This window comes from Mesorhizobium sp. P2_F7, from assembly GCF_056403695.1.
On the sequence record NZ_JBFUFA010000001.1, the window covers coordinates 433,928 to 445,947 of the forward strand.

Sequence of the window (12,020 nt, forward strand, 5' to 3'; positions counted from 1 at the left end):
TTCCGGCTTTGGAACACCCTGTTTGCCTACCCCACCGTAAGCAGAAAATATTTCTCGGCTTTTGCTCGATTTCAGAAAGAAATAGCAAAATCTGCTAATCACGGGATTGTTAACGACCGCATTTTTTCATTGATGACCGATATCGCTGGAACAATGATCCACGGGCCTGGGGTTCCTCATGCCTATCGCGACAAGCTGGTGCTGGAGGCAACAGAGCGGGGCAGATTTTGACGGCAAATCTTTGCCGTCCTGCCGTTGGGGCAAGACTTGCACGGCCGCCGATAGTCGCAATAGATAGATGACACGCCGGATTTCCCGGAATCCGCGACATCGCTGCAGCGGAGGACGCCTCACTATATAGAGGCGGTGCAGCATGGAGCAGGCAACCGAACGACTGAGGGAGGCTAGAGGTGGCAAAAGCAACAAAGACAACGGCCCCGGCGAAAGCAAAAGCGGCAACCGTTTCAAAACCCGCTAACGCTGCCGCCGAGCCGAAAGCGCCACCGGCCAAGACCGCCGCCAAGCCTAAGGCAGCCAGTGCGCCGGCGAAGGCAAGCGCCAAGCCGGCAGCAAAACCTGCGGCGAAGCCCACGGCCGCGAAGACAGCACCTGTTGCAAAGCCCGCCGCCAACCCTGCATCGAAAACGGCGGCGGCAAAGCCGGCGCCGAGCCCGGCCAAAAAACTGCCGAAGACACTGACGGCGCTTGCCGCAGGCCTGCCTGAAAAGCCGTGGCTCAAAAGCTATTCGAAAGTCGTTCCGGCCGAGATCGGCACCCTGCCCTACAGTTCGATCGGCGACTTCCTGGTCGGCGCCTGCAAACAGTTTTCCGGCCAGCCGGCATTCGTGTGCATGGGCAAGTCGATCTCCTATGCCGAGCTCGAGCGGCACTCGGCCGCCTTTGGCGCCTATCTGCAATCGAAGGGCCTGCAGAAGGGCGACCGCGTGGCGCTGATGATGCCGAATGTGCTGCAATATCCGGTGGCGATGATGGCCGTGCTTCGCGCCGGCTATGTCGTGGTGAACATCAATCCGCTCTACACGCCGCGCGAGCTCGAACACCAGCTCAAGGATTCCGGCGCACAGGCGATCGTCATTCTCGAGAATTTCGCCAGCACCCTGGACGCGGTGATTGCCAGGACGGATGTCAAGCACGTGGTGGTCGCGGCGATGGGCGACATGCTCGGCGGCCTCAAGGGGACGATCGTCAACCTCGTCGTGCGGCGGGTGAAGAAGATGGTGCCGGCCTGGTCGCTGCCCGGCCATGTCAAGTTCAATGCGGCCGTTAAGATCGGCGCCGGCATCGCCTTCAAGCCGGCCAAGATGGAAGCAAGCGACATCGCCTTCCTGCAATATACCGGCGGCACCACCGGGATTTCCAAGGGTGCCGTGCTGCTGCACTCCAACGTGCTGTCCAATGTCGCGCAGAACACCCTGTGGCTGCAGGACGCCTACGCGATCAAGCCGAAGCCGGCGCATCTCAACTTCATCTGCGCGCTGCCGCTCTACCATATCTTCGCGCTGACGGTGAACGCGCTGATGGGCATGCAACAGGGCGCCCAGAACGTGCTCATTCCCAACCCGCGCGACATTCCCGGCTTCGTCAAGGAGCTGCAGAAATATCCGGCGCACATTTTCCCCGGTCTCAACACGCTGTTCAACGCGCTGCTCAACAATGAGGACTTCCGCAAGCTCGACTTCAAACCGCTGATCCTGACGCTGGGCGGCGGCATGGCGGTGCAGAAGGGCGTCGCCGAGCGCTGGAAGGCGCTGACCGGCAACTCGATCACCGAAGGTTACGGCCTTTCGGAGACGTCGCCGGTGGCCACCGCCAACAAGTTCAGCGACGGCAATTTCACCGGCACGATCGGCCTGCCGCTGCCGTCGACCGAGATCGCCATCCGCGACGACGACGGCAACAATCTGCCGCTCGGCGAGGTCGGCGAGATCTGCATCCGCGGGCCGCAGGTGATGGCCGGCTACTGGAATCGGCCGGACGAGACCGCCAAGGTGATGACCAAGGACGGTTATTTCAAATCCGGCGACATGGGCTTCATGGACGAGCGCGGCTACACCAAGATCGTCGACCGCAAGAAGGACATGATCCTGGTCTCCGGCTTCAACGTCTATCCGAACGAACTCGAGGAAGTCGTCGCCCAGCATCCGGGCGTGCTCGAAGTGGCGGCGATCGGCGTGCCGGATGAGCATTCGGGCGAAGTGCCAAAACTGTTCGTGGTCAAGAAGGACCCGGCGCTGACCGTCGAGGCGCTGACCGCCTATTGCCGCGAGAACCTGACCGGCTACAAGCGGCCGAAATACATCGAGTTCCGGACCGAGCTGCCGAAGACGCCGGTGGGCAAGATTTTGCGCCGGGCGTTGCGGGAATAGATTTGAACGACGAGCGTAGTCGCGGTGCAGACGACAATCCGCGTTCCGATGCGGCGACGTTCATCAAGGCGAACATGCGCCTTGCGCCTGTTCCAGCACTTCCCGAAATCCTGCTCTACACAGCCCATCCGGCGAGTGGCCTGAGGCGGCTCGTCGATCCGCACCAAACTGTGGACGACGAAGCGGTCGAGCCGGGCGACACCGCGCCTGAGCCGCAGCCGCCCTATTGGGCGTACGCCTGGGCCGGCGGCTTGGTGCTTGCGCGCTACATACTCACCCATCCGCAAAGCGTGGCCGGCCGCCGCGTGCTCGACCTCGGCGCCGGTTCGGGCCTTGTCGGCATTGCCGCCGCCAAGGCCGGCGCCAGCACGGTGATCGCCGCCGAGATCGACCGCAACGGGGTCGCCGCGATCGGCCTCAACGCCGCGGCCAATGGTGTCGAGATCACCATTGTCGACAAGGACATAACCCTTGGCCCGCCGCCGGCCGTTGACATCGTGCTCGCCGGCGACGTGTTCTACGGCCGTGAGGTCGCCCTGCGGATTATCCCGTTCCTCGACCGCTGCCTGGCAGCCGGCATCGCGGTGCTGGTCGGCGATCCCCGTCGCAACGATCTGCCGCTGTCACGGCTGCGGATGCTGGCTGAATATCGGGTGCCGGATTTTGGTGACGCAAAGGGTGGTGCGGCCAGGCCGAGCGGGGTGTTTTCGTTTGAGGCGGAAGAGCGCTGACGCTACAAAAGACCCTATCGCTGAATAGCCGGGTTCGACCGAACGCTGATTTGCGCCGACCCCGACGTGAACGACTGCTTTGCGGCTCATTCCCGTCGTTCAGACCACCGTTGCTGCTTCCCGAAAGCTGACGGTCTGCTAAGCCGGCACTAAGGCCTCGAATGGGGTGACAGGGGTTACTCCGCCGGTCAGCCCGCTGCCCAACGATAATAATCGCGTTGATATCAATGCGAGCATCCAAAATATCATGCAAGTACTCCTAGACTAGGCCGCCTGCGTGGTCGTTGCCACCGTGCGCGGCGATGAACATGGCGACGGCTGACCGGCAATAGGATTCGATTTCGTTGTCGTCCTCTGCTCTCGCCTGATCGAAGCGTGCGATAATCAGGAGATCGGATCCTTTGAAAAGCGCGGCAAACAAGCGGGCGGATCGGAGAGGATCGGGCACGTTCAGAACCGCCTTCGCGTGCAACTGACGCAACAAGGCCTCGATCTGGGCGATGACATAGGCGGGACCTGCTTCGTAATGGAGCTTGCTTAACGACTTTTGATTCGTCTTGTCGGCCATGATCATGGCTTCGACACTGCGGACGTCCGGGCTCAACAGCGTGCGAAGCAGGGATGATCCCACCGCCATGAGCTGATCTTCGGCCGAACCGTAGACGCCTTCAAAAAGGGCCTGTGGTGCAAACTGATGGCAGTGGGCCGCGATGGCCGCGCTGAATAGCGCCTCCTTGTTCTCGAAGTGCCGATAGATGCTGAGCTTGGATATCTTCGCCCGCTGGGCGACCTTGTCCAATGTCGTCGCTTGAAAACCCAATTCCACAAAGAGTTCGCCCGCGGTGTCGACTATCGTTTGGCCAAGCGCCTCGTTGGCGGGTCGGCCGCGCCGGGCCTGACTGTTTTTTTCGGTCACGACAATTCCAGTCCTTGACAGTATCCTAATTATTGAATAACGATACCATGTAGTATCTGAAATATGCAAGCCAAAGAATGGATTTTACCCTGTCCCTCAAATCGAGTTTCTCTGGGCCGCTTTCGCGCCAGGCCCAGCCCAACCCCCTCCATCCGCAACACGGAGCCCATCACCATGGATGACGTCATCATCATCGGCGGCAGCTTTGCCGGCCTCGCCGCCGCCCTGCAGCTGGGCCGTGCCCGCCGCAAGGTCACCGTTCTCGATACCGGCCTGCCGCGCAATCGCTTCGCCGGCCACTCGCATGGTCTGCTTGGCCACGATCACAAGCCGCCGCTGGACATCCTGGCCGAGGCGCGGCAGCAGCTGGCGCGCTATCCCACGATCAGGCTGGTCAGTGCCCGGGCCGACAGCGTCTCCGGCGCCATCGACAATTTCTCCGTCCGCACTGGCGATGGCGAAAACCTCGGCGCACGCCGCCTGATCCTGAGCTATGGCATCGTCGACCAGATGCCTGATATTCCGGGCTTTGCCGAAGGCTGGGGCTCGGCCATCGTGCCCTGCCCCTATTGTGACGGCTTTGAAGTCGCCGGCCAGCATTGGGGCCTCGTCTGGTCAGGCCGGCAGTCGCACAATCAGGTCAGGCTGTTCCACGATTGGACCGACAGGTTGACGGTCTTCGCCGATGGTCACGACATTCCGCCCGATATCCGGGCCGATCTGGCGCATCGCAACGTACCTGTCGTCGAGGGCAGGATCACCGGGCTCGCCCATAACGGGCGCCATAGCGCCACCGTCAAGCTCGACAGCGGCCCCAATGCCGCGGTCGACATCCTCTTCGCCCATCCGCGCAACAAGCCATCCGCAAGCCTGCATGAATCACTGGGCCTCGCCACGGTCGATACACCCCTCGGCGTCGTGCTCAAGGTCGACGAGCGCCGCGAAACCAGCATGCCCGGCATCTACGCCGCTGGCGACCTCGCCAACCCCCTCTTGCCCTCGGTCACCACGGCATCATGGCAAGGCGCGATGGCGGGCATCTTCGCCCAGCAGTCGATGCTGGCTTGAGAGCACAGATCCCCTTCTCCGGTTTGCCGCGGGTATCAAATTCTGGGGTTGCGGGCCGGTGTCACGGAAAACCGCGCGGTACATCCGGCGCCTGACGAGCCGCACATGTCCAAAACCAGAAAGACCGAACCCAGCATCAGCATCTCTCCTCCGACCGCTCTTGGAGGAGCGGTAACCAAGAGCGGACAGACCGCCCCCGGCCTAAGAACGGACGTTCGGCACTCCGTCTCCCGATGTCGGCTAGCCACCCACTTCGCCCAGTGACGGAAAAGCTCAGCTTGATTTGCGCTTACCCCAGCTTTCCCCGTCACACCGTCTCCTTGACCCGCGCCGACAGGAAGCCCGGCAGGTCGGCAACGGAATCCAGAACGACATCGGCGATCGCCGATAGCGATTCCCGTGTGCCGGTGCCGGAGAGCACGCCGACCGCCAGCCCGCAGCCGCCGGCCCGCGCCATCTCCAGATCGTGGCGGTTGTCACCGACCATGGCGATCTCGGCCGGCCTCAGCCCGGTCAGGTCGCAAAAGGCGAGGATGGTGTCCGGCGCCGGTTTGGGATTGGCCACAGCGTCATAGCCATAGGCGGCGTCGAAGAGCTGGGCGACGCCGAGCGTGACCATGGTCTTCTCCGCGCCGGCGGTCGAATCGTTGGTGGCGACGCCGAGCCGGTAGGCGCGTTTGTGCAGGGCCGTCAGCGCACCGACGATGCCGGGCAGCGCCACCGCCATCGACGAGCCTTGCACCGAGGTGATCTCGTTGAAGCGGGCGACGGCCAGCATCTGGTCCTCGTCGGACAGTCGCGGGAACCATAGTTCGACGACATCCATGTTGGTGCCGGAGGCAAAGATGGAGTCGGGCTTGAAGCGCTTGTTGACGAAATCGAAGCCCGCCGCGGACAGCAGCCTGTCGGCCTTCCAGCGATCGCCCTCGGCAGCATCCATGGCCATGAAATCGGCAATGCTGAGCCATGTCGCGTTAAAATCGACCAGCGTGCCGTCCTTGTCGAACAGGATGCCCTTGATGTCGGCCGGATTTTTCATTGCGCACCCCGCAATTCCTGAATGCGGGCAACCAGCCCGGCGGTCGAGGCGTCACGCTTGGCGGCGCTCTCCTTGCCTTCCACGACAGGCAAGAGGCCGGTCGCCAGCTCCTTGCCGAGCTCGACGCCCCACTGGTCGAACGAGTTGATGTTGAACAAGGTGCCTTCGACAAACACGCGATGCTCATAGAGCGCGATCAGCCGGCCGAAGGTGCGCGGATCGAGCTTGCGGTAGAGGATGGTCACCGAGGGGCGGTTGCCGGAGAAGACGCGGTGCGGCGCGATCTTGTCGACATCGGCCGGCTTCATGCCCTTGGCCAGCATTTGCGCGCGCGCCTCTTCCAGCGTGCGGCCCTTCATCAATGCTTCCGACTGCGCCAGGCAGTTGGCAAGCAGGAGATCGTGCTGGTGTTTCAGATCGGGCTCATGGCCAACGGCGGCGGCTAGGAACTCGACCGGGATGAAGTCTGTGCCTTGATGCAGCAGCTGGAAGAAGGCGTGCTGGCCATTGGTGCCGGGCTCGCCCCAGACCAGCGGTCCGGTCGGCGTCGTCACCGGCGTGCCGTCGAGGGTGACGCCCTTTCCGTTCGATTCCATATCGAGCTGCTGCAGATAGGCCGGCAGCCGGGACAGGCGCTGGTCATAGGGAATGACGGCGCGCGCGGGATAGCCGCAGATCACGCGATGCCACCAGCCGACCAGCCCCAGCAGCGCCGGCAGGTTCTTCTGCAGGGGGGCGGTGCGGAAGTGCTCGTCCATCTCATGCGCGCCGTCGAGGAAGGCGCGGAAATTGCGGGGGCCGATGGCGATCATCACCGGCAGGCCGATGGCGCCCCAGAGCGAATAGCGGCCGCCGACCCAGTCCCAGAAGCCGAAGACGCGATCGGCCTCGATGCCGAACTTCGCGACCAGGTCGAGCGCGGTCGAGACGGCGGCGAAATGCTTGCCGACGGCTTCCTTGCCGAGCGCCGTCTGCACCCATTTGCGCGCCGTCTCGGCATTGGTCATCGTCTCGACCGTGGTGAAGGTCTTTGAGGCGATGATGAACAATGTGGTTTCGGCGGACAGGCCCTTCAGCGTGTCGTGGATATGGGCGCCGTCGATGTTGGAGACGTAATGCGCGCGCGGGCCGTCGTGATAGGGCGCCAGCGCCAGCGTCGCCATGGCCGGGCCGAGATCGGAGCCGCCAATGCCGATGTTGACGATGTCGGTGATCTTTTTGCCGGTGGCGCCGGCGGCCTTGCCGGAGCGAATGGCATCGGCAAAGGCGCCCATGGCGTCGAGCACGGCAAGCACATCCGCCTTGACGTCCTGGCCATCGACCGTGACGTCCTTGCCAGAGAGGTTGCGCAGCGCCGTGTGCAGCACGGCGCGGTCCTCGGTGATGTTGATCTTCTTGCCGGAAAACATCGCGGCGCGGCGTCCCTCGAGGTCGGCGGCGCCGGCGAGCTTCTCGAGCAGCTCCATGGTGCGCGCATCAACCGCGCATTTCGACCAGTCGAGCAGAAGGTCGCCGTCGCTGGCCGAAAACGTCTCGAAGCGCTTGGGGTCGGCGGCAAAAGCCTCGCGCATCGTGCCCGATGCCGCCGCGCGCGCAGCACGCAAGGCGACAAGCTGTTTGTCGAAGGACGAATGATCCAAATGCCGGCTCCTGATACTTTTTCACGACATCTTATCAGACCGGATGTTTCCGGCGCGTGTCGTCGCGCCGATGTTATTGAGCCGAATTCCATTTGTTTCAATGCGTGGGGATGACGCAGTGCAGCATGTCGGGCGCGCCATGGTATTGTGCAGGTGGAGCATAACGCGACGACGCAATGCGCGGGCGGGATGACGCAAGCGTCACCCGGGAAAACGCGGCGCGACGACGCTGCGCGTCGCGCGAAGGATCACTGGCATAAATCCCAGCGATCAGAAAAATTGATTGGCGCAACCCCTTGTGCCACGGTTACCTTCCGCTGGTCCAGCCAAGCAAAAAAGTTTGGCCATCGAGGAACATCTTCCATGCCACAGCGTAACGACACGGCCATATGGTCCGGCCTGTTCCGGATTTCGGCGGAATCGGGCCAGACCCTGCAGGCGCAGATCCGCCAGGCGATCGTCGCCGCCATCCTGGACCGGCAGATCGCCGCTTCGATGCCGCTTCCGTCCTGCCGCATCCTGGCCGAAAAACTCGGCGTTGCGCGCGGCACCGTGGTGCTGGCGTTCCAGCAGCTGGTCGACCAGGGTTTCCTGGTGGCGCGCGAACGGCGCGGCCATTTCGTCAATCCGGATGTCCTGGCCACCCCCGCCAAGCCACACCAGAAGGCGCCCGACCAGCAGAACGAGATCGACTGGAAGGCACGCCGGCAGATCGCCGCCAGCGACATGCCGCCGCCGGCCAAGCACGACAACTGGATCAAGTCGTCCTACCCCTTCGTCTACGGCCAGTTCGACCCGGCGCTGTTCCCGACCGCCGAATGGCGCGAATGCAACCGCATGGCGCTGGCGGTGCTCGAGATCCGCAACTGGGCCTCCGACATGGTCGATCGCGACGATCCGCTGTTGATCGAGCAGATCCAGGCGCGGCTGTTGCCGCGGCGCGGCATCTTCGCCAATCCGGACGAGATTATCGTGACGCTGGGCGCCCAGAACGCGCTCTACATGCTGGCGACGCTCTTGATGACCAAGGGTTCGAAGGTGGCGATGGAAGACCCGGGCTATCCCGACGCGCGCTCGATCTTCAGGCTTGCCGGCGCCGAAATCCAGCCGGTTCCGGTCGACCAGTCCGGCATCGTAACCTCGTCCATCCCCAACGATTCCGGCTTTGTCTTCGTTACGCCCAGCCACCATTGCCCGACCATGGTGCCGCTGTCGGCGGAGCGCCGGCAGGACCTTCTGGCGCGCGCCAACCGCCACAACCAGATCATCATCGAGGACGGCTATGACAGCCAGCTTCTCGACGAGGCGCCGCAGCAGGCGCTGAAGAGCCTGGATCGCTCGGGACGCGTCGTCTATGTCGGCTCGATGTCGAAGACGCTGGCTCCGGGCTTGCGGCTTGGTTACATCGTGGCTTCGGCTGGACTAATCTCTGAGCTCAGGGCGCTGCGCCGATTCATGCTGCGGCACCCGCCTGCCAACAACCAGCGTGCCGTTGCCCTGTTCCTGTCGCTCGGCCATCACGAGGCGCTGGTGCGGCGGCTGTCGTCAGCCTTCGACGAACGCCGCAAGCGCCTGGTCCATGCGATTTCCGCATTCCTGCCGGAATGGCGTTCGACCGATTCAGCCGGCGGCACATCGCTCTGGCTGGAAGGCCCGCGCGGCACCGATTCGCGTGGACTGGCCGAGGCCGCTGCGTCGCGGAGCGTCATTATCGAGCCCGGCGACCGCTTCTTCGACCGCACCGAAAAGCCGTCGCGTTTCATGCGCTTGGGGATTTCCTCGATCGCGCTGCAGCACATCGAGCCGGGCATCCGCGAGCTTGCGACCGCGGCCGGCCGCCGGCCGGCAGCCGCCTGATTTCCTCGTGCCGGGGCTCTAAACGGCCCCGGCCTTTGGCATCATCTCCAGCATTCTGCATTAGCTCTCTGGCATACTCGGCTGCACTGACTGGCCCATAGGCTGGGCCAATGGCGGCGGCATAGTCGGCTGACAGAGGGACGAAGCATGCCGACGGTGGACCAATCACCGCGCCGTGCTTCGCAAGCTAAAAGGTGGAGTGCCCCCATGTCAGTGGCTGTCGAGAAGCAGGATGCGGCTCTTAAGCAGGATGCGGCTGTTAAGGATGCGTCGGCCGACCAGCGTTCGCGACGATCCGGCGGGCGCGAGGCGCGCCGCGCCATGCGGGCCGCACCTTTGGCCGACGACATCAGGCCGGTGCGCGCCGGTCTCGAAGGCGGCAGCTACGGCCCGCTCAACAGGAACGACCAGGAGCGCATCCATGAAGCGGTGCTGACACTGCTGGAGACTGTCGGCTTCGCCAATGCCATTCCCTCCTGCATCGAGGCGCTGACCGGGGTTGGCGCCGTCTATGGCGACGACGGCCGCATTCGCTTCCCGCGCGGCCTGGTGCTGGACACGATCAAGAAAGCGGCGCGGAATTTCACGCTGCACGGCCAGGACCCCAGGCATGACATGCTGATCCAGGGCAAACGCGTGCATTACGGCACTGCAGGCGCCGCGGTGCATCTGGTCGACGTCGAAAAGCGCGAATACCGCGAGTCGCTGGTGCAGGACATTTACGACGCCGCCCGCCTCGTCGAAGGGCTCGACAACATCCATTTCTTCCAGCGGCCGATGGTGCCGCGCGACATTCCCGATCCGCTCGAAATGGACTTCAACACGCTTTACGCCTGCGTGATGGGGACGTCGAAGCATGTCGGCACCTCGTTCACAGTGCGTGAGAACGTGCAGCCGGCGCTGGAAATGCTTTATGCGATCGCCGGCGGCGAGGAGAATTTCCGGGCGCGGCCTTTCGTCTCCAACTCCAATTGCTTCGTCGTGCCGCCAATGAAATTCGCCGAAGACGCCTGCGGCGTGCTTGAAGCCTGCGTCGAAGGCGGAATTCCGATCCTGCTTTTGTCGGCCGGCCAGGCCGGCGCCACCGCCCCGGCGGCGATTGCCGGCGCAGTGGTCCAGGCCGTGGCCGAAGTGCTCGTCGGCCTCATCTATGTCAACGCCATCAAGCCGGGACATCCGGCGATCTTCGGCACATGGCCATTCGTGTCCGACTTGCGCACGGGCGCCATGTCGGGTGGCTCGGCCGAGCAGGCGGTGCTGACGTCGGCCTGCGCGCAGATGGCGCAATTCTACAACCTGCCGGGCGGTTCGGCCGCCGGCATGACGGATTCGAAACTGCCCGACATTCAGTCCGGCTATGAAAAGGGCATCACCGATGTGATGGCCGGCCTTGCTGGCCTCAACCTGGTCTATGAATCGGCCGGCATGCATGCCTCGCTGCTCGGCTTCTGCCTGGAAAGCCTGATCATCGACAACGACATGCTGGGCCACTGCCTGCGTTGCGTGCGCGGCATCGAGGTGACCGACGAAGCGCTGTCCATCGACACCATCACCGAAGTCTGCATGAATGGCCCGGGCCACTATCTTGGCAATGAGCAGACGCTGCGGTTGATGCAGACCGAATATTTCTACCCGGCCGTCGGCGACCGGTTCTCGCCCAAGGAATGGAACGAGAAGGGTCGGCCCGACATCTTGCAGCGGGCGATCATCGAGAAGAAGCGCGTGCTTGCCGAGCGCTTCCCCCGCCATGTGCCGAAGCTGCTCGACGACAAACTGCGCGCCCGCTTCGGCGAGATGATCAAGCTGCCGCGCAGCGGCATGGGCGGGTAAGCCTATCCTTACGAAGGTCAGCCCGCACTTAGCCCAAAATACTCGACGACTTCGGCGTTGATCAGCTTGCCATGCAGCGCCATCAGCACGATCTGTGCATCGAGACTGTCACCGGCCTCGAGCGCCGCCTCGATGCGGCGCTCTGCGTCCAGCCGCCGCTCCCGGCCATTCGCCTGCTCGAACGTTTGCGGCCCGGCGATGCAATAGCTGAACAGCTGCGCCACGGATCGATAGGCGTCCGGCGGCGGCTCGTCCGGCCAATGGTCTTTCATCAGATTGACGATGGTGAGCTTGACGCCCTCGGGAACAAGCGCCGGATGAAGGTCGGCGCCGCGTAGCGCATTGTCGAGCTCCCGCAAGTCGCCCGAGCGGCCAAACATGCCGACGAATCCGACGGAAGAACGCCGTTTTGTCATCATGGTCTTCCCCTATCAGAGCACTGCCGAGACCCCGCATATCTGTAGGTCCGGTACGGCCAAAACAAGGGTGCAGCCATGACAAAGGGCGGTCCGCTCTGCAGACCGCCCTTTCGGTTTAGGCAAACGATGTCGC

9 protein-coding genes are annotated in these 12,020 nt (G+C 63.4%); 5 read left to right on the forward strand and 4 right to left on the reverse strand.

The features are described from left to right. Window positions 1-410: 410 nt before the first annotated feature. Together AC1DZ8_RS02005 and AC1DZ8_RS02010 are read left to right on the forward strand one after the other, a co-directional pair. Window positions 411-2,387, forward strand: a complete 1,977-nt coding sequence (locus tag AC1DZ8_RS02005; protein WP_477300437.1) for a long-chain-fatty-acid--CoA ligase — start codon at window positions 411-413, stop codon at window positions 2,385-2,387. 2 nt (window positions 2,388-2,389) lie between these two features. Beyond that, complete coding sequence (locus tag AC1DZ8_RS02010; protein WP_477300435.1) at window positions 2,390-3,118, forward strand: class I SAM-dependent methyltransferase; 729 nt, start codon at window positions 2,390-2,392, stop codon at window positions 3,116-3,118. Between the two features lie 259 nt (window positions 3,119-3,377). Here the strand turns inward: AC1DZ8_RS02010 and AC1DZ8_RS02015 are convergent, their stop codons facing one another. After that, a complete protein-coding gene (locus AC1DZ8_RS02015; RefSeq protein ID WP_477300691.1) occupies window positions 3,378-4,040 on the reverse strand; it encodes a TetR/AcrR family transcriptional regulator in 663 nt (220 codons plus the stop codon). Between the two features lie 168 nt (window positions 4,041-4,208). On the opposite strand from AC1DZ8_RS02015, the gene AC1DZ8_RS02020 reads away from it, so the two are divergent. Next, on the forward strand, window positions 4,209-5,102 hold the full coding sequence (locus tag AC1DZ8_RS02020) for an NAD(P)/FAD-dependent oxidoreductase (protein ID WP_477300433.1): 894 nt from the start codon (window positions 4,209-4,211) through the stop codon (window positions 5,100-5,102). 307 nt (window positions 5,103-5,409) lie between these two features. Here the strand turns inward: AC1DZ8_RS02020 and AC1DZ8_RS02025 are convergent, their stop codons facing one another. Further along, complete coding sequence (locus AC1DZ8_RS02025; protein ID WP_477300431.1) at window positions 5,410-6,141, reverse strand: HAD family hydrolase; 732 nt, start codon at window positions 6,139-6,141, stop codon at window positions 5,410-5,412. Then, window positions 6,138-7,781, reverse strand: coding sequence for a glucose-6-phosphate isomerase (pgi, locus tag AC1DZ8_RS02030; protein ID WP_477300429.1), 1,644 nt, complete (start codon window positions 7,779-7,781; stop codon window positions 6,138-6,140). The genes AC1DZ8_RS02025 and pgi overlap by 4 nt, the downstream gene beginning before the upstream one ends. Before the next feature lie 363 nt (window positions 7,782-8,144). Between pgi and pdxR the strand changes: the two genes are divergently transcribed. Both pdxR and AC1DZ8_RS02040 read left to right on the forward strand, forming a co-directional pair. Beyond that, entirely contained in the window at window positions 8,145-9,638 is a 1,494-nt protein-coding gene (gene pdxR, locus AC1DZ8_RS02035; protein WP_023669484.1) for a MocR-like pyridoxine biosynthesis transcription factor PdxR, read from the forward strand. Between the two features lie 207 nt (window positions 9,639-9,845). Further along, window positions 9,846-11,468, forward strand: coding sequence for a trimethylamine methyltransferase family protein (locus tag AC1DZ8_RS02040; RefSeq protein ID WP_477300426.1), 1,623 nt, complete (start codon window positions 9,846-9,848; stop codon window positions 11,466-11,468). A gap of 17 nt (window positions 11,469-11,485) precedes the next feature. Here AC1DZ8_RS02040 and AC1DZ8_RS02045 read toward each other — a convergent pair whose 3' ends face one another. Then, window positions 11,486-11,884: a hypothetical protein gene (locus tag AC1DZ8_RS02045; RefSeq protein ID WP_477300689.1), complete on the reverse strand. Its 399-nt coding sequence runs from the start codon at window positions 11,882-11,884 to the stop codon at window positions 11,486-11,488. Window positions 11,885-12,020 lie beyond the last annotated feature (136 nt).